This is a genomic window from Variovorax sp. Root473, assembly GCF_001426505.1.
Lineage (GTDB): Bacteria > Pseudomonadota > Gammaproteobacteria > Burkholderiales > Burkholderiaceae_C > Variovorax.
On sequence record NZ_LMEV01000004.1, the window covers coordinates 47,320 to 70,641 of the forward strand.

Annotated in this window: 24 protein-coding genes; 11 read left to right on the top strand and 13 right to left on the bottom strand. The window is 69.4% G+C overall.

Going from position 1 to position 23,322, the window contains the following annotated elements:
• The first annotated feature begins 62 nt into the window (after nucleotides 1-62).
• The 3 genes from ASD34_RS04885 to ctaD are packed head-to-tail and all read left to right on the top strand — an operon-like array spanning nucleotide 63 to nucleotide 3,933.
• Nucleotides 63-485 carry a c-type cytochrome gene (locus ASD34_RS04885; RefSeq protein ID WP_157609630.1) on the top strand — a complete coding sequence of 141 codons (423 nt, stop codon included), beginning with the start codon at nucleotides 63-65 and terminating at the stop codon, nucleotides 483-485.
• Nucleotides 482-1,423: a c-type cytochrome gene (locus ASD34_RS04890; RefSeq protein ID WP_056573567.1), complete on the top strand. Its 942-nt coding sequence runs from the start codon at nucleotides 482-484 to the stop codon at nucleotides 1,421-1,423. Before ASD34_RS04885 ends, ASD34_RS04890 begins: the two co-directional genes overlap by 4 nt.
• Nucleotides 1,420-3,933 carry a cytochrome c oxidase subunit I gene (gene ctaD / locus ASD34_RS04895; protein ID WP_056573570.1) on the top strand — a complete coding sequence of 838 codons (2,514 nt, stop codon included), beginning with the start codon at nucleotides 1,420-1,422 and terminating at the stop codon, nucleotides 3,931-3,933. Before ASD34_RS04890 ends, ctaD begins: the two co-directional genes overlap by 4 nt.
• A 129-nt stretch (nucleotides 3,934-4,062) precedes the next feature.
• Here the strand turns inward: ctaD and ASD34_RS04900 are convergent, their stop codons facing one another.
• Entirely contained in the window at nucleotides 4,063-4,554 is a 492-nt protein-coding gene (locus ASD34_RS04900) for a hemerythrin domain-containing protein (protein WP_056573573.1), read from the bottom strand.
• Nucleotides 4,555-4,833: 279 nt separating this feature from the next.
• Between ASD34_RS04900 and ASD34_RS27825 the strand changes: the two genes are divergently transcribed.
• Nucleotides 4,834-4,986: a hypothetical protein gene (locus tag ASD34_RS27825; protein ID WP_157609631.1), complete on the top strand. Its 153-nt coding sequence runs from the start codon at nucleotides 4,834-4,836 to the stop codon at nucleotides 4,984-4,986.
• A 16-nt stretch (nucleotides 4,987-5,002) separates the two neighbouring features.
• The gene (gene clsB, locus ASD34_RS04905) at nucleotides 5,003-6,211 is read left to right on the top strand and encodes a cardiolipin synthase ClsB (RefSeq protein ID WP_056573575.1); all 1,209 of its coding nucleotides are present in this window, start codon (nucleotides 5,003-5,005) and stop codon (nucleotides 6,209-6,211) included.
• 26 nt (nucleotides 6,212-6,237) lie between these two features.
• Here the strand turns inward: clsB and ASD34_RS04910 are convergent, their stop codons facing one another.
• The 5 genes from ASD34_RS04910 to ASD34_RS04930 all read right to left on the bottom strand — a co-directional run bounded on the left by ASD34_RS04910 (nucleotide 6,238) and on the right by ASD34_RS04930 (nucleotide 8,772).
• The gene (locus tag ASD34_RS04910; protein WP_235509978.1) at nucleotides 6,238-6,819 is read right to left on the bottom strand and encodes a cysteine hydrolase family protein; all 582 of its coding nucleotides are present in this window, start codon (nucleotides 6,817-6,819) and stop codon (nucleotides 6,238-6,240) included.
• Between the two features lie 83 nt (nucleotides 6,820-6,902).
• Nucleotides 6,903-7,148 carry a hypothetical protein gene (locus ASD34_RS04915; protein ID WP_157609632.1) on the bottom strand — a complete coding sequence of 82 codons (246 nt, stop codon included), beginning with the start codon at nucleotides 7,146-7,148 and terminating at the stop codon, nucleotides 6,903-6,905.
• 138 nt (nucleotides 7,149-7,286) lie between these two features.
• A complete protein-coding gene (locus ASD34_RS04920) occupies nucleotides 7,287-7,604 on the bottom strand; it encodes a hypothetical protein (protein WP_056573583.1) in 318 nt (105 codons plus the stop codon).
• Nucleotides 7,601-8,560, bottom strand: coding sequence for an alpha/beta fold hydrolase (locus tag ASD34_RS04925; RefSeq protein ID WP_056573586.1), 960 nt, complete (start codon nucleotides 8,558-8,560; stop codon nucleotides 7,601-7,603). The genes ASD34_RS04920 and ASD34_RS04925 overlap by 4 nt, the downstream gene beginning before the upstream one ends.
• Nucleotides 8,557-8,772: a hypothetical protein gene (locus tag ASD34_RS04930; protein ID WP_414929864.1), complete on the bottom strand. Its 216-nt coding sequence runs from the start codon at nucleotides 8,770-8,772 to the stop codon at nucleotides 8,557-8,559. The genes ASD34_RS04925 and ASD34_RS04930 overlap by 4 nt, the downstream gene beginning before the upstream one ends.
• Before the next feature lie 265 nt (nucleotides 8,773-9,037).
• On the opposite strand from ASD34_RS04930, the gene ASD34_RS04935 reads away from it, so the two are divergent.
• Both ASD34_RS04935 and ASD34_RS04940 read left to right on the top strand, forming a co-directional pair.
• Nucleotides 9,038-9,352, top strand: a complete 315-nt coding sequence (locus ASD34_RS04935; RefSeq protein ID WP_056573592.1) for a hypothetical protein — start codon at nucleotides 9,038-9,040, stop codon at nucleotides 9,350-9,352.
• Nucleotides 9,336-10,025 (top strand): L,D-transpeptidase, encoded by a 690-nt coding sequence (locus ASD34_RS04940; protein ID WP_056573594.1) that lies wholly within the window; start codon nucleotides 9,336-9,338, stop codon nucleotides 10,023-10,025. Before ASD34_RS04935 ends, ASD34_RS04940 begins: the two co-directional genes overlap by 17 nt.
• A gap of 100 nt (nucleotides 10,026-10,125) precedes the next feature.
• Here the strand turns inward: ASD34_RS04940 and ASD34_RS04945 are convergent, their stop codons facing one another.
• Complete coding sequence (locus ASD34_RS04945) at nucleotides 10,126-10,902, bottom strand: metallophosphoesterase family protein (protein ID WP_056573598.1); 777 nt, start codon at nucleotides 10,900-10,902, stop codon at nucleotides 10,126-10,128.
• A gap of 160 nt (nucleotides 10,903-11,062) precedes the next feature.
• On the opposite strand from ASD34_RS04945, the gene ASD34_RS04950 reads away from it, so the two are divergent.
• The 3 genes from ASD34_RS04950 to ASD34_RS04960 all read left to right on the top strand — a co-directional run bounded on the left by ASD34_RS04950 (nucleotide 11,063) and on the right by ASD34_RS04960 (nucleotide 13,615).
• Nucleotides 11,063-12,286, top strand: a complete 1,224-nt coding sequence (locus ASD34_RS04950) for a nucleotidyltransferase (RefSeq protein WP_162248688.1) — start codon at nucleotides 11,063-11,065, stop codon at nucleotides 12,284-12,286.
• A gap of 259 nt (nucleotides 12,287-12,545) precedes the next feature.
• Nucleotides 12,546-12,971, top strand: a complete 426-nt coding sequence (locus tag ASD34_RS04955) for a CBS domain-containing protein (protein ID WP_056573601.1) — start codon at nucleotides 12,546-12,548, stop codon at nucleotides 12,969-12,971.
• Nucleotides 12,972-13,030: 59 nt separating this feature from the next.
• Complete coding sequence (locus tag ASD34_RS04960; RefSeq protein WP_056573604.1) at nucleotides 13,031-13,615, top strand: YSC84-related protein; 585 nt, start codon at nucleotides 13,031-13,033, stop codon at nucleotides 13,613-13,615.
• Nucleotides 13,616-13,672: 57 nt separating this feature from the next.
• On the opposite strand, the gene ASD34_RS04965 is transcribed toward ASD34_RS04960, so the two are convergent.
• From ASD34_RS04965 to ASD34_RS04985, 5 genes are read right to left on the bottom strand one after another with little or no spacing between them, the layout of a single operon-like run.
• Nucleotides 13,673-14,677, bottom strand: a complete 1,005-nt coding sequence (locus ASD34_RS04965) for a Bug family tripartite tricarboxylate transporter substrate binding protein (protein WP_056573606.1) — start codon at nucleotides 14,675-14,677, stop codon at nucleotides 13,673-13,675.
• Between the two features lie 35 nt (nucleotides 14,678-14,712).
• The gene (locus ASD34_RS04970) at nucleotides 14,713-15,576 is read right to left on the bottom strand and encodes an isocitrate lyase/PEP mutase family protein (protein WP_056573610.1); all 864 of its coding nucleotides are present in this window, start codon (nucleotides 15,574-15,576) and stop codon (nucleotides 14,713-14,715) included.
• A gap of 6 nt (nucleotides 15,577-15,582) precedes the next feature.
• On the bottom strand, nucleotides 15,583-16,575 hold the full coding sequence (locus ASD34_RS04975; protein ID WP_056573613.1) for a tripartite tricarboxylate transporter substrate binding protein: 993 nt from the start codon (nucleotides 16,573-16,575) through the stop codon (nucleotides 15,583-15,585).
• A complete protein-coding gene (locus tag ASD34_RS04980; RefSeq protein WP_056573616.1) occupies nucleotides 16,572-17,513 on the bottom strand; it encodes a hydroxymethylglutaryl-CoA lyase in 942 nt (313 codons plus the stop codon). The genes ASD34_RS04975 and ASD34_RS04980 overlap by 4 nt, the downstream gene beginning before the upstream one ends.
• On the bottom strand, nucleotides 17,510-18,709 hold the full coding sequence (locus tag ASD34_RS04985) for a CaiB/BaiF CoA transferase family protein (protein WP_056573679.1): 1,200 nt from the start codon (nucleotides 18,707-18,709) through the stop codon (nucleotides 17,510-17,512). Before ASD34_RS04985 ends, ASD34_RS04980 begins: the two co-directional genes overlap by 4 nt.
• A 165-nt stretch (nucleotides 18,710-18,874) precedes the next feature.
• On the opposite strand from ASD34_RS04985, the gene prpR reads away from it, so the two are divergent.
• On the top strand, nucleotides 18,875-20,833 hold the full coding sequence (gene prpR / locus ASD34_RS04990) for a propionate catabolism operon regulatory protein PrpR (protein WP_157609633.1): 1,959 nt from the start codon (nucleotides 18,875-18,877) through the stop codon (nucleotides 20,831-20,833).
• Here prpR and ASD34_RS04995 read toward each other — a convergent pair.
• Nucleotides 20,830-23,202, bottom strand: coding sequence for a DNA polymerase II (locus ASD34_RS04995; RefSeq protein ID WP_056573622.1), 2,373 nt, complete (start codon nucleotides 23,200-23,202; stop codon nucleotides 20,830-20,832). The genes prpR and ASD34_RS04995 overlap by 4 nt on opposite strands.
• Between the last annotated feature and the right edge of the window lie 120 nt (nucleotides 23,203-23,322).

Sequence of the window (23,322 nt, forward strand, 5' to 3'; positions counted from 1 at the left end):
TCCGACGCGCACCCGCGCCGCCGTGTCGGCGCAGGCCGCGTCCGCGCTCGCAGAATCCGGCCATGGCCGCCCCCGCCGCCGCTCGTTGCGCCGCTCACGCCTTGCCTTCCCGCCGCACGGCCGCCGGGTTTCTCGTGCTTGCCTTGCTTGCCGGAGGCTGCGAAGTCGGCGAACGCCCCCTGCCCTACGGCGACGCGCCTTCGGCCCAGCGCCTGTCGGGCCAGCGCCTGCTCGCGCAGTACCAGTGCGGCAGCTGCCATGCCATCCCCGGCGTGGCCGCCGTGCGCCCGCAGACCACCGGCCCGGTGCTCGCGGCCTTCGGGCGGCGCAGCTACATCGCGGGCCACGTGCCCAACCGGCCCGACACGCTCGCGCGCTGGATCGCCGACCCCGCCTCGCTCGTGCCCGGCACGACCATGCCTGCGATGGGCGTCTCGTCCAGCGACGCGCGCGACATGGCGGCCTACCTGCTGGCACTGGAATGACAGGCGCCACGCCCCAGTCGGCACTGCACGCGGCCGGCCCCGTCGCCGACGCGCTGCTGGGCGTGACCGGGTTGCTCAGCGCGGGCGCGGCGCTGATTCTGCTCGGCGTGATGGCGCTGCTGGTGGTGGCGGTGCGCCGGCGCGAAGGCACGCTGAACGTGCGGCTGTGGCTTCTGGGCGGCGGCGTGGTGTTTCCGGTCGTGGTGCTCACGGCGCTGTTCGCGTACAGCGAATGGCACCGCCCGCCGTGGCAGCCCGTGCCGCCGAAGGACGCGCTCATCGTCGGCGTCACCGGCCACATGTGGTGGTGGGAGGTGCGCTACCGCGACCCCGCCACGGGCGCGGAGGTGGTCACGGCGAACGAGATCCGCATCCCTGTCGGCCGCCCCGTGTACTTCGGCCTGGGCAGCGCCGACGTGATCCACAGCTTCTGGATCCCCGCGCTCGGCGGCAAGATGGACATGCTGCCGGGCCGCGTGCAGCACCTGCGGCTGCAGGCCGACCGGGCCGGCGTGTGGCGCGGCCAGTGCGCCGAATACTGCGGCGAGCAGCACGCGCGCATGGCGCTGCACGTGGTGGCGCAGGCGCCTGCCGAGTTCGACGCCTGGCTCGCGGCGCAGGCCCGCCCCGCCCCGCCGGCCGGCGCGCTGTCACCCGCACTCGCACGCGGGCGCGAGGCCTTCCTGGCCCACCGCTGCGACGCCTGCCACACGGTGCGGGGCGTGAGCGCCACCAGCCGCCTCGGCCCCGACCTCACGCACGTCGGCAGCCGGCTCTACCTGGGCGCGGGCACCGTGGCCAACGACGCCGACGGGCGCGCTGCCTGGGTCGCCCACACGCAGGCGCTGAAGCCCGGCGCGCGCATGCCGTCGTCGCACACACGCCTCGACGACGCCACGCTGCGGTCCATTGCCGACTGGCTCGGCCACCTCGAATGAACGCATCCACCGCCCCCGCCCCCGTCGACCCGGACCGCGAAGCGCTCGAGCGCGCATGGCGCGCGCCGCGCGGCTGGCGGCTGCTCTCGGCCGTCAACAACACGCACATCGGCGGCTTCTACATCGCCACGGCCATGCTCTTCTTCGTGCTCGCCGGCGTGCTCGCGCTGGTGATGCGCACGCAGCTGGCCGTGCCCGACAACGACCTGGTCGACGCGCGCACCTACAACCAGCTCTTCACGATGCACGGCACCGTGATGATGTTCCTGTTCGCGGTGCCGATCGTCGAGGCGGTGGCGGTGTACCTGCTGCCCGGCATGCTCGGCGCGCGCGACCTGCCGTTCCCGCGCCTGTCGGCCTATGCCTTCTGGACCTACGCCATCGGCGGCATCGTCTTCTTTTGCACGATCTTCTTCGGCGCGGCGCCCGATGGCGGCTGGTTCATGTACCCGCCGCTCACGGGCAAGGAGTTCTCCCCGGGACGCGGTGCCGACTGGTGGCTGCTGGGCATCGGCTTCATCGAGATCTCGGCCATCGCAGGAGCCATCGAGCTGATCATCGGCATTCTCTTCACGCGCGCGCCGGGCATGACGCTGATGCGCATGCCGGTCTTCGCGTGGGCCATGCTGGTGAGCGCGCTGATGATCGTGTTCGCCTTTCCCGCCGTGATCGCGGCCACGATGCTGCTGGAGATCGAGCGCGCCTTCGGATGGCCCTTCTTCATGCCCGCGCGCGGTGGCGATCCGCTGCTGTGGCAGCACCTGTTCTGGTTCTTCGGCCACCCCGAGGTCTACATCATCTTCCTGCCCGCGGCGGGCATGGTGTCGATGATGGTCGCCACCTGCGCGCGCACGCCGCTCGTGGGCTACCGCGCCGTGGTGGTGGCACTGATCGGCGTGGGCGTGGTGAGCTTCCTGCTGTGGGCGCACCACATGTTCACGGCGGGGCTGGGCGGCGTGCCGATGGTGCTGGTGTCGGCGGCCAGCTTCGTGGTCGCGATCCCGAGCGGGCTGCAGGTGTTCGCGTGGATCGCCACTTTCTGGCGCGGCCGCGTCACGCTGCATACGCCGACGCTCTTCCTGCTGGGCTTCCACTTCATCTTCGTGCTGGGCGGGCTCACGGGCGTGATGGTCGCCGTGCTGCCCTTCGACTGGCAGGCGCACGACAGCTACTTCATCGTAGCCCACCTGCACTACGTGCTGATCGGCGGCATGGTCTTTCCGCTGTTCGCGGGCTTCTACCACTGGGCGCCGGTGTTCAACGGGCACCGGCTGTCCGAGCGCGCCGGGCGCTGGGTCTTCGGGCTGATGTTCGGCGGCTTCAACCTGGCGTTCTTTCCGATGCACATCGCCGGCCTGCTCGGCATGCCGCGCCGCGTGGTCACGTATGCGGGCGACCTGGGCTGGAATGGCCTGAACCTGGCGTCGACCCTCGGCGCCTTCGTGCTCGCGTCCGGCGTGCTGCTGTTCCTCATCGATGTGCTGCGCACCATGCGCCGCCCCGAGCGCGACCACGGCAACCCCTGGGGCGCGGGCACGCTCGAATGGCTGCCTCCGCGCGACTATGGCGTGCGCAGCATTCCCGAGGTCGATTCGCGCTACCCGCTGTGGCAGCAGCCCTCGTTGCCCCAGGAGGTCGAGGACGGCCGCCACTGGCTGCCGGGCTCCGTCTTCGGCGGGCGCGAGACGCTGGTGACCAGCCTGCGCGCCGCACGGCCCATGCAGTTGCTGCGCCTGCCCACCGACGGGTGGCTGCCCGTGGTGGCGGCGGCGGGCACGGCCGGCTTCTTCTTGCTGCTGACGGTGTCGCAGACGGTGGCGGCTTCCGCGTGCGGCGTGCTGGCGATCGTCGCCATCCTCCGGTGGCTGTGGGAGGCCGACCAGGCCCCGCCCGCGCTGACCGCAGATGTCGGGCATGGCGTGCGCCTGCCGGTCGTGGCGACCGGGCGCGACTCGCATTCGTGGTGGGCGATGGTCGTGCTCGTGGCGGTCGACATGACGATCTTCATCTCGCTGCTGTTCGCCCACCTGCACCTGGCGATGGCCGCAGAAGTCTGCCCGCCGCCGGGCGCCGCGCTGCCCGCGCTGCAATGGCCGTTGCTCTGCGCGCTGCTGTGGCTGGCCGGTTCGGGCGGCGTCGCGTGGGCCGGCCGCCTGCTCGGCGATGCGCGGCCGCAGCGCCAGCGTGCGCTGCGCTGGCTCACGGTGCTGGCGCTGTGCTGCACGCTGGGGGCAGTGGCGGTCGGTCTCGCCAGCCACCGCATGGCGGGCCTCGACCCGACCGACCAGGCCTGGAGCGCAAGCGTCGGCATGTTGCTGGGCTATGAGGCTTTCCATGCCGCCGTGCTGCTGTTTGCAGGCGGCTTCGTGCTGGCGCGCTCGTGGCGCGGCAAGCTGCAGCCCGTGGCGCGCGCCAGCCTCGACAACACGCGGCTGCTGTGGCATTGCGCAACGGCGCAGGGCGTGCTCGGTGCGCTCGTCGTGCAGGCGGCGCCGCGTCTTCTGGGCTGAGGCCCGTCAGGCCAGCGCCCGATCGCCGCGCAGCAGCGCCGACGGGCGCCGCGTGATCAGCACGCGCAGCCCGTCTTCTTCCGCGAGCCACCGCCCGCGTTCGCGCGTGACCGCCACATGGCGCCCGCGTCAGGCGGTTGCGCCGAACTCCTCCATGAGCTCTTCCTTGCGCTGTGCGAGCTGCTCGCGCATGGCCACGAGATCGAGGCCGCGCGCCGCGCGTGCCTTCACGAACATCTCGTTGCGCTCTTCCTTCACGTGGTGGTCGATGTATTCGCCCAGCACGATCACCTTGGCGTCGAACTTCTCGTCGATCTCGGTGGCGTTCTGGATCTGAGCGATCAGTTCCTTGGCGCTCGCGTGCTCCACTTCGGCTTCGTCGAGCAGGTCGGTTTCCTTGATGGCGGCCCGCAGTGCGGGGTAGAAGATTTCTTCCTCGATCTGCGCGTGGATGGTGAGCTCCATGCAGATCTCGTTGGCCAGCTCGCGCTTCTTCTGTTCTGCAGAGGCTGCGCGAGATTCGGCCAGTTCGCCGTATGTCTTGAACATCTTCTTCACGTGGCGGTGGTCGGTGTCGAGAAGGCTGCAGGCATCGGGTTCGTTGCGTCGGGTCGTGGGCATCGTGGGCTCCATGGGTTGAAGGAAGTAAAGACTGATCCGAAAGGGAAACGGAAACCGCACGATGGCGCCCGTCGAAAAAAATCGATGTAGGAAAGCTCCGTGCCCGCATGGCGGCGCACCGCGCAGGCCGCAACACCCCGCAACAGCGGCGTCGCCACGTCCGACCCGCAGGGTGCGCTTGGCCTGACACGGCGGTGGCGACGCTGCGCTAGCGTCGTGACGACACCCTGCCGATCCGGCCTGCTGCCGGCCGGCATCGTCTTCAGGAAGGAGCTTCCGATGATCCGCAAACTCGCATCCGGCCAGTACCGCCTCTACGCCCGCAAGGTCGACCCACAGACGGGCAAGCGCCGCAACCTGGGCACCTTCGACTCGCGCGAAGACGCGCAGCGGCACGAGCGCGAAGTGCAGTACTTCAAGCACCGGCACTGAGCCCCGGACGCACGACGTGAAGCGCTCGGACTGGACCCACGGCAACGCGGCGCGCCTGCTGGAGAACGGCGACGCATTCTTTCCACGCGTCTTCGAGGCCCTGGGCCAGGCCCGGCACGTGGCCCTGCTGGAAACCTTCATCCTCGAAGAAGACAAGGTCGGCCGTGCGCTGTGCGACGCGCTGTGCGCCTGTGCCGGGCGCGGCGTGCGCACCGTGCTCACCATCGACGGCTTCGGCTCGCCGGGGCTCTCCGAGGACTTCTTCGGCCGGCTCACCGGCGCCGGCGTGCAGGTTCGCATCTTCGATCCCGGCCGCTCGCTGTTCGGCCAGCAGCTGAACCTGCTGCGGCGCATGCACCGCAAGCTGGTGGTGATGGACGATGCCGTGGCCTTCGTCGGGGGCATCAACTTCTGCGCCGACCAGCTGCTGGACTTCGGCGAGATGGCCAAGCAGGACTACGCGGTGGAACTGCACGGTCCGATCGTCGCGCGCATCCGCGGGTTCATGGCGCGCACCGCGGGCATCGGTGCCATCGACGGCATGGCCGGCTCATCCAGCCTGGCAGCCGGCTCCGCCGCCGTGCTGTTCGCGGCGCGCGACGACAAGGCCTCGCCCGACGGCATCGAGAAGATCTACCGGCAGGCGATTCGCACCGCGCGCTCGCGCGTGTGCATCGCCAACGCCTACTTCTTCCCCGGCTACCGGCTCTTTCGCGACTTGTGCCGCGCGGCGGGGCGCGGCGTGGAAGTGAAGCTCTTCCTGCAGGGCATGCCCGACATGAAGTCGGTGCGCTTTGCCGCGCGGCTGCTTTACGGCCACCTGCTGCGCGCGGGCGTCGAGGTGCACGAGTACTGCGCCCGGCCCATGCACGGCAAGATCGCGATCGTGGACGATGGCTGGGCCACCGTCGGCTCCAGCAACCTCGATCCGCTGAGCCTGGCGCTCAACATGGAAGCCAACGCGGTCGTGGTCAGCCGATCGTTCAATGCCGAGGTGGCGGCGCGGCTCGCCTCCCTCGAAACCCGCTGCCGGCCCGTGCGCCAGGACACGCTCCCGCTGTGGAACCGATGGCCGCCGCTGGGCAGTTTCATCGTCTTCCATGTGCTGCGCTGGGTCTCGCGCGTGGGCGCGTGGCTGCCGCGCCGACGGCAGCGCGTGCAAGCCCTGGGCGGCCGTGATGGCGCCGGGCGCCGTGCCCACCAGCGCACGCCACCGCTCAGGTGAAGCAAGCAACGCGTGCACGAAGAAGCTCACGACCCGCTTCGTCCTTTCGCGGCCGGCAGGCGGATGCGTGCGCCTGGCGTGGTCGGGACGCCGAAGGCCAGTTCGCACTGCGCCAGAAAGATCGACTGGCGGCGCGCGGTCTGCGTGCCGATGCAATCGCGCGGCAGCAGCACGTCGAGCTGGCGCATGCGCGCGTCGGTGGCGGTGCTGAGCACGCACTGGTCGCTCGCCACGCCCGTCACGATCAGGCGCCGCACACCGAGCACGCCCAGCAGTTGCGCCAATGGCGTGGCGACGAACGCCGACTGCTGCGGCTTCAGCACGAAGTAGTCGTCGGCTTCCGGCAGCAGTTCGGCGGTGATGCGCGCCCCCCCCGCGCCGCTGCCCATCGACAGCTCGACCTGCGCCGCGAAATCGGAGCGCCACCGGCCGCGGTTGTCGTTCGCGTAGATCACCGGCACGCCCCGCGCCTTGCAGCGGCGGCGCAGCGCCGCGATGCGCGGTGCGATGGCCAGCGCAGCGGGCAGCAACTTGTCGGCGTCCGGGAAATCCCAGGCGCTGATCATGTCGACGATGAGCAGGCCCGTGGCGCCGTTCGCGGTGTCCATCGCGAGGGACGCGGCCTTCGCGGGCGGGCGTTTGTGCTGTGGCGAGGCACCCCGTTTGCGCGCTGCAGCCATGCAGGGCGGCCCTACCTGGAGGGCGCTGCCGGCGCGGCCGGGGCCGCGGGCGCTGCGCCCTGCGGCGCCTGCTGCTGCATCGCGGGCGGCGCGGCTTCGGTCGGGGGGCCTTCGCCGCGTTGATCGGTCGCGTAGAAATACAGCAGCGCGCCGATGAACACCAGCAGCGCGACACACGCGCCGTAGACGAACACGCGCGAATTCTCCCGATCGTCGTTTCGGGCCTGCTGCCTTGCAGAGGTGGAGGTTCGGTTCATGGCGTGGTTCCTTTGTCGTGCATGTTTTCTCGTGCGTGTGCGAGGTGTCGCGCCCCTGGCCGCGCGGTCGCATCGGTGGCCACAGCAACGCGCTGTAGGAAAGCGCCGTGTTGTCGCCTCGCGTGCGCTGCGTTCTTTTCAGGCGAACGTGTTGACGACGATGCGCAGCACCTCGACCCGCTCGGGCAGTTCGATCAGGAACTCCGCATCGCGCGGCAGGTGGTGCACCACGTTCGGGTCACCGCCCGTGAACGCGCTCATCGCGGCCACGTCGGGCCAGTAGGACGTGGTGACGAACTCGGTTTCGGTGGCGTGGTCCTCGCGGAACAACTGCACCGCCAGGGCTGTCTTGCGCAGCGGCGGAATGCCTTCCACCTGCAGGTAGCGTTCGTAGGCGTCGGCGCGGTCCCGCGCGACGCGGCCGCGCCAGACGCGCGCAATGGTGGCGGCGCTCATACCGGCACGCCCTCGATTGTCCGGGCCGGCGCATCCGCCGGCGCGGGCAAGTGTCGCCCGAGGAAGTCGCGCAGCCGCGGCAGCAGCTCCGCCAGGTGCGTCTCGAGCAGCCAGTGGCCGCCGTCGTCGAAGACGTGGAACTCCGCATCGGGCAGGTCGCGCAGGTACGCGCGCCCGGCCTCCAGGGGCATGTAGCCGTCCTGCGGCCCCCACACGATCAACGTCGGTGGTCGGAAGGTGCGCAGGTACTCCTGGTAGCGCCCGAACCACTGGAGGTTGTCTTTCAATCCCTTCATGAGGTCCAGTGCAATGCCGCGCCGCGCGGGCGTGTCCATCAGCCGCCAGTGAAGGCGCCAGAGATCGGGCGCGAGCCGCGGCGCCACGCGCGACGACACCTCGCCGACGAACTCGTGGCGAAAGCCTTCTTCGCTCACGGCGCGCTCGAGCACCTCCAGGTGCGCGGGACTCGGGTCGTTCCAGTAGGCCTGGATCGCCGCGTACTTCGGCCCCAGGGTGTCTTCGTGGATGTCGCCGTTCTGGATGATCAGCGCACAGATTCGTCCCGGGCGCAGGATCGCGTGGCGCAGGCCGATTTGCGAACCGTAGTCGTGCAGGTACAGCGCATAGCGGCGCAACTCGAGCGCGACGGCGAATCGGTCGAGAAAGTGCGCGTAGCCATCGAAGTCGTAGGCAAAGTCTTTCGGCGTTCCGCTGTAGCCGAAGCCCGGGAAATCCGGCGCGATCACGCGCCACCGATCCGCCAGTGCGGGCATCAGCGCGCGAAACTGGAACGAGGAACAGGGGTAACCGTGCGGCAGCAACAGCACGGGCGCGCTCACCGGCCCCGCCGCGCGGTAGAACACCTCGACGCCATCGATCTGCACCGTGCGATGCGTCACCGCGGTCGTGCCGACGGGCACGAGCGACGACGCACGCGCACCCGCCGCCGCACTCATGGGGTACCGCCCCTGCGGCGGGACTGGTGCTGGTTGCCGCTGCCCACCTGGCTTTCGCGGTCGTGCCGGCTTTCCGGCGTGCGCCGCGGCTCGTTGCGCGGCGTGAGGGGCTGGTGGCCGGCCTTGTTGTGATCGGCGGGCGGGTTGGGGTGGGTTTCGCGGCCCTCGTCGTTGCCGGTCGCGTCGTTCATTCGGGGATCGGGGTTTGCCATCTCGGCTCCTTGGCATCGTAAAAAGACAGAGAGAAGCTCTTTTGTGGTCCCGTGCCTCGTGCGCGCATGTGGGAGGAGACCGACCCCGGCTGTCGGCCTCGCCTCGCGCGACCGAAACGACGTGCGTCCACGTACTGCGTTTCCTACGCTGCAGGACGCCCATCCCTGACAACACGCCGCCTCGACGTGCCTAGTCTGCGCAAGGTCAGCCATGAGATTCGCAATCCGGCGCTCGGCAGCTGGCATCTTTTCCCTGGAGATCACCATGACCCTCTCACGTCTTTCCACGCTCCTGGCTTCCGGCGCCCTCGTCGCCGCAGGCGTTGCATTCGCCCAAGGCAATCCGCCCACCACCGCTCCCCCGAATCCCGCGACAGGGGCCGGGCAGCAAAGCCCCGCCGGCGGGCCGATGGGCACCACCGGCACGACGCCGCAGAACACGCAAAGCGGCAGCACCATGTCGTCGCAGCCGAGCACCGGCAGCACGGGTTCGAGCAGCATGAACACGCCGGCGCCGAGCAGCGATTCGACATCCATGGCCGCCAACGACCCGCGGCCCGCGCGTGCCGACCGGAACTGAGCCCGGCGGGCGGCCTCCCGCACTCGCCCCGGCGCAGCACGCGGCCCCGCGGAAGGCGGCCGCGTCGTTCGCAGGGCTGGTGCTGGCCGCGGCGCTGGCGGGGTTGCCCATGCAGCCCGCCAGTGCCGCACCCCGCGCTGCGGCCGAACAATTCGCACAAGCAGCCGTCGCCGCCGGCGACAACGCGTCGCAACCCTTTGCCGTGATCGACAAGACGGCCGCGCGCCTGTACCTGTTCGATCACGCCGGACGCATGACCGCCTCGACGCCCGTACTGCTCGGCCTGGCGCGCGGCGACGATTCGGTTCCGGGCATCGGCACGCGGCCCATGGCCGACATCCGTGCAGAGGAGCGCACGACACCGGCGGGGCGTTTCAACGCCGAACCGGGCACCAACACCTCGGGCGAGGACATCACCTGGGTCGACTACGACGCCGCGATCTCGATGCACCGCGTGCGCGCCACGAACAAGAGCGAGCAGCGGCTGCAGCGCCTCGCCTCCGCCACCGCGAGCGACAACCGCATCTCGTACGGATGCATCAACGTGCCCGAGGCGTTCTACGACCGGCACGTCAAGCCCATGTTCTCGCGCCGTGGCCGCGCGGTCTATGTGCTGCCCGAGGTGGCATCGCTCGACGCACGCTTTCCGTTCCTGCGGGCGACCGGCAACTGACCCGCAGCGGGTCGCCGCTGCTTCACCATCGGTTGGCTGACCGTGCGGAAGACGCAGGGCTTGTGCCCCGCGCGGTCGGGGGCGTCGTGCGGCCGAAGGTCTACGTGGTGACCGGCGCGTGCTCCCCCGCCGGCTCGCGCGGCAGTTCGTAGAGGAAGAATGGCGCCACGTCGGGCCGGCTGCGCTGCAGCAGCGGCTTGGCCACGTTGTAGACCGGCACGCCATTGATCGTGCGCGCCTGCAGCGTGCCGCGGTGTGCGTGGCCGTGGAACACGGCGTCGATCGGATAACGCACCAGCGGGTCTTCGAGCCGGCTGCTGCCCAGAAACGGAAAGATCTCCACGGGCTCGCCTTCGACCGTGCCAACCACCGGCGCGTAATGCAGCAATGCAATGCGCTGCCGCGTGCGCAGCTTGGCCAGCGCCGACTCGAGCTTCATCGCTTCGTTCAGCGCCTCCTGCACGAAGAGCTTGATGATCGGCTCGCCCCACGCGCCCAGCGCACCGCGCCCGAACCCGCCGCCGAAGCCTTTCACGCCCGCAATGCCGACGCCTTCGATCTCGCACACCGAACCGTCGAGCACGCGCACACCGGCCTGCGTGAGCGCGTCGGCCACCACCTCGGGCGTGCCCGATTCGTGGTCGTGGTTGCCCAGCACGGCGACGATGGGAATGTGCACGCCGCCCAGCATGTCGGCCAGGACGTGGGCCTCTTCCTGCATGCCGTAGTCGGTCAGGTCGCCGCACAGCAGCAGCGCGTCGGCCTCTTCGTCGGCCTGCGCGAACAGGCTGCGCAAGGTGCCGTCGGTGTCCTTGCGGACGTGGATGTCGCCAACGGCGGCAAAGCGGATGTGGGTAGGCGACTTGGGATGGGGCATGGCGGGTTCGGCGGTTGGGTTGCAGGGGTGGCGACCAGCCTGTACCCCGCCGCGCGCGGCCGTCATCGGCCTCCTCCCGCAGCGGCTGTAGGCGCCTGCCGACGCACGATGAGGCCTTTCGCTTTGGCGTCGCGGCGCACGGCCGCGCCACCTTTCAAGCATGCCATCGACCCCCACGCTCGCCCCGTCGCTCGAGGAAGAAGTCCCTCCCCAGGTGGCCGACTTCTATCGGCGCAGCCTGCGCGCGCTGCGCGATGCGGGCATTCCGTTCTTGGTGGGCGGTGCTTTCTCGCTGGCCTGCTACACCGGCATCCGCCGCGTGACGAAGGACCTGGACCTGTTCATCCTGCGCGAGGACTTCGAGCGCATCGCGCCGCTGATGCAGCAGCACGGCTGGCGCACGGAGCTCACCTATCCGCACTGGCTCGCGAAGGTGTACGACGGTGACGCGTTCATCGACCTGATCTTCAATTCGGGCAACGGCGTGACGCCGGTCGACAAGCGCTGGTTCCACGGCAACTGCCGTGCCGAGGTGCTCGGCGTGCCGGTGCATGTGGCCAATGTCGAGGACAACCTGCTGTCCAAGGCCTTCATCATGGAACGCGAGCGCTACGACGGCGGCGACATCGCCCACCTGCTGCTGGCCCGCGCCGAGCGGCTCGACTGGACGAGCCTGCTGGAGCGGTTCGGCGCGCACTGGCGCGTGCTGCTGACGCACCTCACGCTGTTCGGCTACATCTATCCCGGCGAGCGTCACCGCATTCCCGCGTGGGTGATGGCCCGGCTGGTCGAGCGCCTCACCGAAGAAATGCGCGGACCGCCTGCGCCCTCGCAGCGCCATGTGTGCGCGGGCACGCTGCTGTCGCGCGAGCAATACCTGCACGACGTCGAGCAGGCCGGCTACGTGGACGGACGCCTCACGCCCGCCAGCGCCATGACGGCGCGCGACGTGGCGGTGTGGCGCAGGGACATCGAGCCCGGCCCGGCACGGCCGCGCAACCCCACCGACGACAGGGAGCAACCCACGCAAGAGGTTCACATGGACGATGACACGCTGTGGCGCACCGAGGAACAGTTCTGGTCCGCGGGTGCCGACTTCTACGAACAGCACCTGGCGGCGCAAGCGCTGATGGTGTTTCCCGCGCCCGCGGGCGTGCTCGATCGCGCGGCAACGCTCGCGTCGATCCGCTCAGGCAACCGCTGGGCGCAGGCCAACTTCGAGAAGCGCCAACTCCTCAGGCCTGCCGACGACACGGCCGTGCTGGTCTACGCGGTGGTGGCATCGCGAGACGACGGCGCGCCCTACCGCGCCCTGTGCAGCTCGACCTACGTGAAGCAGGGCGAAGCGTGGCGGCTGGCCCTGCACCATCAGACCCCGCAATAGCCGACCCCATGGCGTCGCCGTGGGCGACCACCAGCGTCACGCAAGCCGCCCAGGAAAAACGACGTGTCCCGGTGGCGGTGTGGGTCAGCGCTCGCACGGCGCCAGGTCATGCCTCCATGCGTTTGCTTTGCATCACCGGCTTTTCGGTGGTTGTCCTACAGATCGCCTGGCACAGAAGACTAGACCTGTAGCTGCGCTGTGCGCACCGAACTCCCGTCGCGGCCCTCGGCCGCCCCACCTGTTTTTCAAAGGATTCCAAATGCGAAAAGTCAACGCTGTGATGACCCGCGATGTCGAGGTCATCAGTCCCGACGCCACCATCGCGCAGGCCGCGCAGCGCATGCGCGACGGCGACTTCGGAATGATGCCCGTGGGCGAGAACGACCGGATGATCGGCGCGATCTCGGACCGGGATATTGCCATTCGCGGCATCGCCGAGGGGCACGATGGCCAGGCCAAGGTGCGCGATGTCATGTCGGACGGCATCCGCTGGGCCTACGAGGACGACGCCGTCGACCACGCGGCGCAGCTCATGGCCGAGCACCAGATCCGGCGCCTGCCCATCGTCAATCGCGACAAACGGCTGGTGGGCATCCTGGCGCTGGCCGATGTCGCGGTGAAGGAGCGCAAGGCCAAGCCGGCCACCGAGGCGCTGTGCGGCATCTCCCAACCCGTCGAGGCCTGACAGACCTCGCAGGTTCAACCGCCTTTTCGCCTTTCCTTTTCTTACCTGGAGGACTTGCCATGCACGTCGCACCTTTCCGCCTGCTTGCAGCCGCGGCCATCGCGTCCACCCTTGCCGTGGCCGGCTGCACGGTCACCCGGCCTTCCGGTCCGACGAGCGGCGTCCCGGCCTCCTCGCCCTCGGCCATCGACGCCCAGGTCGACGCGTCGCTGTCCCGGCTCCATGACACCGTCGCCGGCTCGCGCGCGCTCGTCGCGGGCGCCCAGGGCGTGCTGGTCTTTCCTTCCGTCGTGGGCGGCAGCCTTGGCGTGGGGGCCGAATACGGCCGCGGCGCGCTGCGCACGGGTGGCCGCACGCAGGCCTACTACAGCACGACCGCCGGCTCGATCGGCTTCCAGGCCGGTGCGCAGTCGAAGGCCGTCTTCTACGTGTTCAATTCGAAGGAAGCGCTGGACAAGTTCCGCCAGAGCCGCGGCTGGACGGTGGGCGCCGACGCGACCGTCGCGCTCGCACGCTACGGCGCCAACGGCGTCATCGACACGAGCACCTTCCGGCAGCCCGTGGTCGCTTTCGTGATGACCAACGTGGGGCTGGAGGCTGGCGCCTCGCTGCAGGGAGCGAAGGTCACGCAGATCCGGCCCTGAGCGGGCGCGCCGCGTTGGCGCGTGGGTCGGTGCGTTCACCGGACCTCGGTGAACGCCTTACTCGATCTTGATGCCGGCGGCCTTCACGACCTCCGCGTACTTCTTCAGGTCCGCCTGGATCTGCTGCGCGAATTCCGCCGGCGTGTTGCCGACCGACGTGATGCCGAGCTTGGCCAGGCGCTCCTTGACCGCCGGCTCGTTGACCACGGCATGCAGTTCGCGCTGGATGCGCTCGACGATGGGCTGCGGCGTCCTGGCGGGCGCCAGCAGCCCGATCCATGAACTCGCCTCGAAGCCCGGCACGGTGTCGCCTACCGTCGGCACCTGGGGCAGCGACGGCAGGCGCTGCGCGCTGGAGATCGCGATGGCGCGCACCTGCCCTCGCTCGATGAAAGGCAGTGCGCCGGCCACGGCGGTGTAGAGCATCGGCAGCTGCCCGCCGACCACGTCGGTCATCGCCTGGCCGCCGCCCTTGTAGGGCACGTGGATGAAGTTGGCGCCGGTCTTCACCTTGAGCATTTCGGCGGCGACGTGGGGCGTGCCGCCCGTGCCCGAGCTGCCGTACGACAAGCCGCCCGGGTTGCTCTTCGAGTACGCGATCAGCTCGGGCAAGGTCTTCGCGGGCACCGACGGATGCGTGACGATGACGAGCACGGCATCGCCGATCTTGCTGACGGGCACGAAGTCCTTCACCGTATCGAACGGCACTTTCGCGAACACGTGCGGGTTGATGACCAGCGTGCCGTCGAAGCCCAGGACCAGCGTGTAGCCGTCGGGCGCGGCGGCCGCGACCATCTGCGTGCCGATGTTGCCGGAGGCACCGGGCCGGTTGTCGACCACCACCTGCTGGCCCAGCCGCGCACCGAGGCGTTCGGCCACGACGCGCGCGCCGGTGTCGGTCACGCCGCCGGGCGTGAAAGGCACGACGAGGCGGATCGGCTTGTTGGGGTAGTCCTGCTGCGCGTGCGCCGGCGTGGCGGCGAGGCCGATCGCCAGCGCGCTGGTGGCCACCATGGCCAGCGCCAGCAAGCCGCGGCGGGGAATCTTGTCGATGTTCGTCATGGGTTTTTGTCTCCGTTCTTTTGTTGATTGAATCTTCAGCGCGCCCAGCGCTTCTCGAAATCCCACACGTCCTGAAAGCCGATGAGACCGCAGAACTCGTTGAAATCGAACAGGGGCACCTCGGGTGTCTGGCTCATGCCGCTGTGCTTGAGGTGGCTCAGCGCGCGCTCCATGGCCGCGGCGGCCGACAGGCTGGTGAGCGAGGGGTAGATGGCCAGCGCAAAGCCGATCTCTTCCAGCACCTTCGCGGGCAGGATCGGCGTCTTGCCACCATCGGCCATGTTGGCCAGCATGGGTTTGTCGAATGCGGCGCAGGCCTGGCGCATCTCTTCTTCGGACTGCGGCGCCTCGAAGAACAGGATGTCGGCGCCGGCCTCGGCGTAGGCCTCCAGGCGGCGCATCGCCTCGTCGACACCCAGCGATGCGCGCGCGTCGGTGCGGGCGATGATGAGGAAGTTGTCCTTGTCCTCGCGCGCCTCGGCCGCCACCTTGATCTTGTCGACCATGTCCTGCACCGGCACGCAGCGCTTGTTGGGCGTGTGGCCGCACTTCTTCGGGAATTCCTGGTCTTCGAGCTGGATGGCCGTGACGCCCGCCGCCTCGTAGCCGCGCACCGTGTGGTGCACGTTCAGCAGCCCGCCGTAGCCGGTGTCGGCATCGGCAATGACGGCGCCCTGGCTGGTGCGCACCAGCGTCGCCATGCGCTCGAGCATTTGCGTGTAGGTGGCGATGCCCGCGTCGGGCAGGCCCAGGCTGGAGGCCGTGAGCCAGTAGCCCGTGCCGTAGACGATGTCGAAGCCGACCTTGTTCGCCACGGTGGCGGAGATCATGTCGTGCAGGCCCGGCGCGACGATGAATTCGCCGCGGTCGAGCTTCTGGCGGAGGATGGGGTTCGCCATGGCCGCTTACTCCGCCGTGATGCCACCGCGCTGCGCGACGAGCGACCACTTCTTCGTCTCGCTCGCCAGGAAGGTGCGGAACTCGGCCGGTGGCGTCAGGGTGATGTCGGCGCCCTGATCGTGCATCTGCTTTTGCACCGCGGGGTCGGCCGCGACCTTCTTCAGGTCCTGGTTGATCTGCGCCACGATCGGCGCCGGCAGGCCCGCCGGGCCGAACAGGCCGTACCAGCTCAGCGACTCGACGCCATTCAAACCTGCTTCCTTGAAAGTCATCGCGTCGGGGAACAGCGGCATGCGGCGATCGGCCGCAACGCCGACCACGCGCAATGCACCCGAGCGCACGTGCGGCAGCGCGGTGAGCACGCTGGTCACGCCCATCGGCAGGTGGCCGCCGATGATGTCGACCATGATCGGCGCGCCGCCCTTGTAGGGCACGCCGGTCAGCTTGAGGTGGCCGACCTGGCGGATCAGTTCGCCGGTCAGGCGCGTCTGCCCTTCCGAGTAGCCGCAGCCCAGCTCGTCCTTGCGTGCGGCGGCCAGCAGGTCGGCCAGCGTCTTGTAGGGGCCGTTGGCCTGCACCACCAGCACCGACGGCGAGTTCGCGATGTTGGTGATGGGCGTGAAGGCCTTGTCGGTGTCGTAAGGCAGCGACTTCATCAGCACCGGGTTGACCGCGTGCGAGCCCACCACCAGCAGCAGCGTGTGGCCGTCGGGCGCGGCGCGCGCCACGGTGCTAGAGCCGATCACGCCGTTGGCGCCGGTGCGGTTGTCCACCACCACCGACTGGCCCCACAGCTCCGACAGGCGCTGCGCCATCAGGCGCCCGACGATGTCGGTGCCGCCGCCGGCCGAATACGGCACCACGAGCGTGACGGCCTTGCTGGGGTACTTGGCGCCCTGCGCGAAGGCGCTGCCGCCCGTGCCGACGGCGGCGAGCGACGCGAGGCCGGCGAGCAGCTGGCGGCGATTGGGATGGGGAAGGTCAAAGATGGGTTTCATGCGAGTCTCCGGGTGTTGTCTTGTGTGTCCTTGTCGCGCTGGCGGCGCAACCATGTGATGGCGCGGCCGCCGAGCGGCTTGCACAGTGCGTCCTGTGCGAAGTCGACCGCCGCGAGCAGTCCGGCGAGCGAGATGCCAGTGGTGAAGCCGCTGCGCTCGGCCATGAGCACGAGGTCTTCCGTCGCCACGTTGCCGGCGGCGCCGGGCGCGAACGGGCAGCCGCCGATGCCGCCGACGCTCGCGTCGAAGCGGCGCACGCCGGCTTCGAGCGCCGCCCAGGCATTGGCCACGCCCATGCCGCGCGTGTCGTGCAGGTGCACCGCGAGGCGCTCGATCGGCACCACGCCGCGCAGCGCCGCCATGCGCTCCTTCACCTGGCCCGGCGCGGCCGAGCCGATGGTGTCGGCAATGACGATCTCGTCGGCCGCGGCCGCGTGCATGCGGGCCGACAGGCGCAGCACCTCATCGAGCGGCGTCTGGCCCTCGAAGGGGCAGTCGAAGGCCACGGCCACGTACGCGCGCGTGCGCAGGCCCAGTGCGCGCGCCGCGGCCAGGGTCTGCTCGCTCACCTCGGTCGCCTGATCGAGGCCCATGTTGATGTTCCTGCGGTTCATGGTCTCGGTGGCCGAGAGCACGACGGCGATCTCCTTGGCGCCCGCCGCGTGCGCACGCTCCAGCCCCTTGAGGTTGGGCACCAGCACCGAGGTGCGCAGCGCTGCAAAGCGCACCTGTACCTGCGGCAGCAGCTCAGCGGCGTCGGCCATCTGCGGCACCGCCTTCGGCGAGACGAAGCTGGTCGCCTCGATGCTGCGCAGGCCGGCGTCGACCAGCAGTTCGATCAGCCGCTGCTTGCCCTGGGTGTCGACGTGGACCGCCTGGTTCTGCAAGCCATCGCGCGGCGCGACGTCGGTGATGTGGATCGCTTCCTTCGCGCTCATGCAATGGCCCCTTCGGCACGCAGCGCTTCGAGCTGGCCGGGTGTGTAGCCGACGAGGTCGCCGAGCACCTGGCGCGTGTTTTCACCGAGTGCCGGCGGGCAGGTGAACGCCTTGCCCTGCTCGGCCGCCGACAGCTTGATCGGGTTGCCGGGCATGCGCACGCGCTCGCCGGTCTTCAGCGGCACCTCGACCACCATGTCGCGCGCCAGCACCTGCGCATCGCTCAGCGCCTGCTCGAAGTTGTTGACCGGGCCGCACGGGATGCGCGCCTCGCGCAGGCGTTCGAGCCAATGGGCGGTGGGTTGCTTGCGCATCGCTTCGCCGACCAGCGCGTCGATCTCGGCCTTGGCCGCGAAGCGCACCGGCTGCTGGCGGTACTCGGGCTTGCGCAGCGCGGGCAGGTCGATGAACTCGACAAAGCGCTCGAAGAACGGGTCGCCAATGCAGGCAATGATCACGTGGCCATCCGCCGTCGGGTAGCTGTTGTACGGCACGTGCACGAAGTGCCCGTTGCCGATGCCTTCGGGCACATGGCCCGACAGCAGGTGCATCGTCGCCATGTAGTTGAGCAGCGAGATCTGCGCGTCGAGCATCGACACGTCGACGTGCTGGCCCTTGCCGGTCTGATCGCGCTCCACCAGCGCGGCCAGCACGCCCATCGCGCCGAACATGCCGCCGCCCAGGTCGCCGATCGGGATGCCGCTGCGCGTGGGCCCCGTCTCGGGTGTGCCGGTGATCGACATGCCGCCGCCCATCGCCTGCACCACCTGGTCGAAGGCCGGGCGCTGCGTGTGCGGGCCGGTCTGGCCGAAGCCGGTGACCGAGCAGGTGACGATGCGCGGGTTCACCTGCGCGAGCGACGCGTGGTCGATGCCCAGACGCTCGGTCACGCCGACGCTGAAGTTGTCGAACACCACGTCGGCCTTGCGCACGAGGTCGAGAAACACCGCCTTGCCGGCTGGCGTCTTGAGGTCGACACACACGCTCTGCTTGTTGCGGTTGAGCGTGAGGTAGTACGCGCCCATGCCGTCGCGCGCATAGTGCGGATCGTTCTCCAGCAGGCGGCGCGTGCCTTCGCCGCTGCCGGGCGGCTCGACCTTGATGGTGCGCGCGCCGAGGTCGGCCAGCAGCATGGTGCCGTAGGGGCCGGACAGCATGTGCGTCAGGTCCAGCACGGTGATGTGTTCGAGTGCCACGTTCAATGTCTCCGAAAGGTTGGCGAATGCCCCAGCTATTGCAGGGGCCGTGCCAGCGCCTGAAATACATGCAAGTGCTTGATTTGAAAGGAGTTTTCTTTCCTCCATTCGCCCCTCGACGTTGCACTGCGACGTTTCTGAAACATCTTTATGTTTCAATGCGACATGTCCGGTGACCGCTCTTCCCCTCACTTTTTCCCGGCTTCCGTGCGCAGCGGCGAGCTGCCGCGCCTGTGCTTCCTGAGCTATCGGCAGATCCGCGGGTTCGCGATGCCCGTGGTGGCGGAGTACACCGGCCGCGCCGAGATCGAGGTGGTCGACGGCACCTTCGGCGATGCGCTCGCCATCGCGCGCGATCGCCTGGAGCGCGGCCTCGTCGATGCCTTCGTGAGCGCGGGCTCGAACGCGAGCATCCTGCGCGCCGGCCTGCAGGCGCCGGTCGCCACCATCCAGTTGAGCGGCTTCGATTTGCTGCAGGCGCTCATCAAGGCGCGGCGCATGTCCAGCCGCGTCGGCGTCGTCATGTACGGCCAGACCATTCCCGAGCTCGACGAGGTGAAGGACCTGCTCAACATCGAGGTGGTGCAGCACGCCTACCAGACGCCCGACGACGCACGCCAGCGCTTCGAGCAGCTGCGGCGCGAGGGCTTCGAGGTGATCGTCGGCTCCAGCCTCGTCGTGGAGCTCGCGGAGCAGGCCGGCCTGCACGGGCTGCTCGCCTACTCGGTGGGCAGCGTGCGCAAGGGCTTCGAGGATGCACTCGAACTCGCACGCGTCGCGCGGCTCGAAGCCGGCCGCTACGAGCAGCTCAACGGCGTGCTGCACAACCTGCAGGAGGCCGTGCTGGCGGTGAACCGCGACAACCGCGTGATCGCGGTCAACCCGCCGATGCAGCAGCTGCTCGGCCCGCCGCACGCGCGGCTCATCGGCCAGTCGCTGGAGGCGATCGAGCCCGAGCTGTCGCTGCAGCCGACGCTCGACAGCGGACAGGTCGAGCGCGCCGTGGTGCAGCGCTTTGCGCAGCGCGACTGGGTGGTCAACCGCACGCCGATCCGCGAGCACGGCGAGATCGTCGGCGCCGCCCTCACGCTGTACGACGCGCGCACCATCCAGGAAGCCGACACCAGCCTGCGCATCCAGCAGGGCCGGCGCCAGAGCGCGGCACGCCACCGCTTCGCCAACCTCATTGGCCAGAGCCCGGCCTTCCTGCGCGCCGTACAGACCGCGCGGCGCTTTGCGCGCACCGACCTCACGGTGCTGATCGCCGGCGAGAGCGGCGTCGGCAAGGAGCTGTTTGCGCAGTCGATCCACAACGAAAGCGTGCGCGCGGGGCGGCCCTTCGTCGCAGTCAACTGCGCCGCGTTTCCGGAAGCGCTGCTGGAGAGCGAGCTGTTCGGCTACGAGGAAGGTGCCTTCACCGGCTCACGCCGCGGCGGCAAGCGCGGCCTGTTCGAGGCGGCGCACACGGGCACCCTTTTCCTCGACGAGATCGGCGACATGCCGCTGCAGCTGCAGACGCGCCTGCTGCGCGTGCTGCAGGAGCGCGAGATCACGCGGCTCGGCGCCACGGCCGCCATTCCGGTCGACGTGCGCGTGATCGCCGCCACGCACCAGCCGCTGAACGACATGATTGCCGAGCGCCGCTTCCGGCAGGACCTGTTCTACCGCCTCAACACGCTGCGCCTGCCGCTGCCGCCCTTGCGCGAGCGCCGCGAAGACATCGCGCCGCTGGCCGAAGCGCAGGTCGACCGCTGCCTGCAGCGCCTGGGCACGCGCCTGGACCCGGTGCGCGCGCTGGCGCCGCTGCTGCCGCGCCTGCGCGCCTACGACTGGCCCGGCAACATCCGCGAGCTGGAAAACCTCGGCGAGCGCATCGCCGTGTTCCTGCTGCAGTTCGAGCGCATCGAGGACGTTCGCTACGACGAACTGCGGCACGACCTGCCGGAGCTTTTCACCGACGCTGAGCCCGAGGCGACCGACGGTACCGGCCTGAGCGCTGCGCGCGTGGCGGCAGCGCTGCAGACCCAGGGCGGCAACCGGCAGGCCGCAGCCCGGCAACTCGGCGTGAGCCGCTCCACGCTGTGGCGCTGGATGCGCGAACACGGCGCCGACGCGCCGGGCTAGAAGAGCCCGCGTTGCGAGGTCGTCAGCGCCATGAAGCTGTCTCCCAGGGGCTGAAGGATGGCATCGGCGATCGGCTGCAGCTGCCGCGTCAGGTAGTGCTCGTAGTCGATGCGCGCATGCCGGATTTCCAGCGGCTCCGGCCCGTTCTGCGTCATGACGTACTGGATCCAGCCGCCCTTCTGATACTGCTTCGGCCGGCCGACGCGGCCGTTGTGGTCGTCGGCGATGCGCGCGGCCCGCACCTGCGGCGGCACGTTGACCAGGTAGGCATCGAGCTGGTGGCGCAGGCGCTTGCGGTAGATGAGCAGGTCGTCCTTGGTGCCCGCCAGCGTCGCCTTCGCGTAGTCGGTCACGAACGCCTTGTAGGGCTCGCCCTGGAAGATGCGCGACAACAGGCCTTCCTGGAACTGGCGCGCCAGCGGGGTCCAGTCGCTGCGCGCCATCTCGAGGCCGCGGTACACCATCTCCTCCTTGCCCGCCGCGTCCACGCTGAGACCCGCGTAACGCTTCTTGCTGCCGACCTCCGAGCCGCGGATGGTGGGCATGAAGAACTTCTTGTAGTGCGTGTCGACCTCGATCTCGAGAAAGCTCTCCAGGCCCTGTTCGTCGCGCAGCGTGCGCGCCCACCACGCGTTGATGTCGGCCGCAAGGTGGGCCGCGACGGCATGCGCTTCTTCATTGGTGTGGGTGCGCTTGAGCCAGATGAAGATCGAGTCGGTGTCGCCGTAGATGGCCTCGTAGCCGCGCTGCTCCACGAACTCGCGCGTGAGCTTCATCATCTCGTGCCCGCGAAGGGTCACGGCGGACACCAGCTTCGGGTTGAAGAACCGGCACTCCGACGCGCCCAGCACGCCGGCGAAGGAGTTCATGAGCAGCTTCAGCGCCTGCGACAGCGGCTCGTTCTTCGCGCGCTTGGCCTCGTCCCGCGCGCGCCACAGCGTGGTCACGATTTCCGGCAGGCAGTGCCTGTCGCGCGAGAAGACGGTGCCCTGGGGTCCGTGGACGAGCCCCGTGGGGTCGCTGGCCTTCGAGCCCTCGACGAGCCCCACCGGATCGACGAGAAAGGTGCGGATGATCGAGGGATAGAGGCTCTTGTAGTCCAGCACCACAACGGCGTCGTAGAAGCCCGGCTTCGAGTCCATCACGTAGCCGCCGGGGTAGGCCTTGCTCGCGATTTCGCCCACGCTCGGCGCCACGTAGCCCAGGCGGTGCATGCGCGGCAAATAGTGGTGGCTGAACGCGGCGATGGAGCCGCCGAAGTGGTCGGCCTGCAGGCCCGTGGCCTGGGCCCGTTCCATCATGAACTGCAGCAGCTTCGCCTTGTCGAAGATGCGCAGGACCAACTCGCAGTCGCGGATGTTGTAGTGCGCGAGCGCAGGCTTGTCTTCCTGGTAGCGCCGCTCGATCTCCGCCATCTTGTCGTATTCGTCGCCGATGGCCTTGCCTTCGCCCAGCAGCGCTTGCGAGACGCTCTCGAGGCTGAACGAGGGAAAGCTCCACACCGCAGCCTTGAGCGCGTCGATGCCGTCGAGGATGACCCGGCCTGGCGTCGGTGCGAACAGGTAGCCCTGCTTGCCCGGATGCGTTCGCCATTCGATCGGGCGACGCTCCCGCCCAAGAAGGAACGGCACGCCGCAGTCGTTGGCCGTCTTCTGCAGCACGCGCAGGTCGAACTGGATGACGTTCCATCCGATGACGACATCGGGGTCGTTGCGCGCGAACCAGTCGTTGAGGCGCTCGATGATGACCTTGCGCGAGGGGCAATAAACGAGCGAGAAGCCCGCGGGCTCAGCCGGCTCGGGCGGTGGCTCGCCGAGCATGAAGACGACGCGGTCGGGCATGCCATCCAGCGCGATGGAATAGAGGCCTTCGTGCTGGCTCGTTTCGATGTCCAGCGACACCACCTTCAGCACTGGCCGGAACTCCGGCGCGGGCCTGAGCCTGCAGTCGACGAGGGTGGCGCCCTGCGCGCGCCCGCCTTCCACCCGGACGCCGGCGGTGATGAAGCGCTCCATCAGGTAGCGGTCGTGCGGGCGCACGTCGGCTTCGAGCAGGGGGATGCCCTCGGCCTGGAGCGCGCGGGCCAGCCGGCCCAGCTGGCGGAAATGCGTCGCGTAGACACCGAGCACGGCGTCCTGCTGGAAGGTCTGGAGCTGGAGTTCGCGCAGCTGCACGTCCGGCATGGCCGCAAGGTGCGCCTGCACCGCCGTCCGGTGCCGGGCAGCGACGAACGCGACGCTGGTGTGGGAGGTCAGCACCACTTTGCACGGCCCTGCATCGGTCGCCAGCCAGTACTCGATCTCCGTGCCGGAGGGCGCATCACGCCAGTGGCGCGTGAGGATGAAGCCCTGGAGGTCGGTGGAGGTCACGGGAACGTGGAGATCGGATCGAGGGGGAAGGCGGGCGCGGTCTTCCGTGATTTTCGCCCGACCATGGGCGGCGGCTTTTTGCGCAGGAGAACGCCGCATCCGTCGAGGGCGTCAACGCGT

Bases quoted from the DNA above. Each gene is read 5' to 3' on its own strand.
- ASD34_RS04885 (WP_157609630.1), top strand. From the start codon at position 63: ATGGCCGCCCCCGCCGCCGCTCGTTGCGCCGCTCACGCCTTGCCTTCC.
- ASD34_RS04890 (WP_056573567.1), top strand. From the start codon at position 482: ATGACAGGCGCCACGCCCCAGTCGGCACTGCACGCGGCCGGCCCCGTC.
- ctaD (WP_056573570.1), top strand. From the start codon at position 1,420: ATGAACGCATCCACCGCCCCCGCCCCCGTCGACCCGGACCGCGAAGCG.
- ASD34_RS04900 (WP_056573573.1), bottom strand. From the start codon at position 4,554: ATGCCCACGACCCGACGCAACGAACCCGATGCCTGCAGCCTTCTCGAC.
- ASD34_RS27825 (WP_157609631.1), top strand. From the start codon at position 4,834: ATGATCCGCAAACTCGCATCCGGCCAGTACCGCCTCTACGCCCGCAAG.
- ASD34_RS04910 (WP_235509978.1), bottom strand. From the start codon at position 6,819: ATGGACACCGCGAACGGCGCCACGGGCCTGCTCATCGTCGACATGATC.
- ASD34_RS04915 (WP_157609632.1), bottom strand. From the start codon at position 7,148: ATGAACCGAACCTCCACCTCTGCAAGGCAGCAGGCCCGAAACGACGAT.
- ASD34_RS04920 (WP_056573583.1), bottom strand. From the start codon at position 7,604: ATGAGCGCCGCCACCATTGCGCGCGTCTGGCGCGGCCGCGTCGCGCGG.
- ASD34_RS04925 (WP_056573586.1), bottom strand. From the start codon at position 8,560: ATGAGTGCGGCGGCGGGTGCGCGTGCGTCGTCGCTCGTGCCCGTCGGC.
- ASD34_RS04930 (WP_414929864.1), bottom strand. From the start codon at position 8,772: ATGGCAAACCCCGATCCCCGAATGAACGACGCGACCGGCAACGACGAG.
- ASD34_RS04935 (WP_056573592.1), top strand. From the start codon at position 9,038: ATGACCCTCTCACGTCTTTCCACGCTCCTGGCTTCCGGCGCCCTCGTC.
- ASD34_RS04945 (WP_056573598.1), bottom strand. From the start codon at position 10,902: ATGCCCCATCCCAAGTCGCCTACCCACATCCGCTTTGCCGCCGTTGGC.
- ASD34_RS04950 (WP_162248688.1), top strand. From the start codon at position 11,063: ATGCCATCGACCCCCACGCTCGCCCCGTCGCTCGAGGAAGAAGTCCCT.
- ASD34_RS04955 (WP_056573601.1), top strand. From the start codon at position 12,546: ATGCGAAAAGTCAACGCTGTGATGACCCGCGATGTCGAGGTCATCAGT.
- ASD34_RS04960 (WP_056573604.1), top strand. From the start codon at position 13,031: ATGCACGTCGCACCTTTCCGCCTGCTTGCAGCCGCGGCCATCGCGTCC.
- ASD34_RS04965 (WP_056573606.1), bottom strand. From the start codon at position 14,677: ATGACGAACATCGACAAGATTCCCCGCCGCGGCTTGCTGGCGCTGGCC.
- ASD34_RS04970 (WP_056573610.1), bottom strand. From the start codon at position 15,576: ATGGCGAACCCCATCCTCCGCCAGAAGCTCGACCGCGGCGAATTCATC.
- ASD34_RS04975 (WP_056573613.1), bottom strand. From the start codon at position 16,575: ATGAAACCCATCTTTGACCTTCCCCATCCCAATCGCCGCCAGCTGCTC.
- ASD34_RS04980 (WP_056573616.1), bottom strand. From the start codon at position 17,513: ATGAGCGCGAAGGAAGCGATCCACATCACCGACGTCGCGCCGCGCGAT.
- prpR (WP_157609633.1), top strand. From the start codon at position 18,875: ATGTCCGGTGACCGCTCTTCCCCTCACTTTTTCCCGGCTTCCGTGCGC.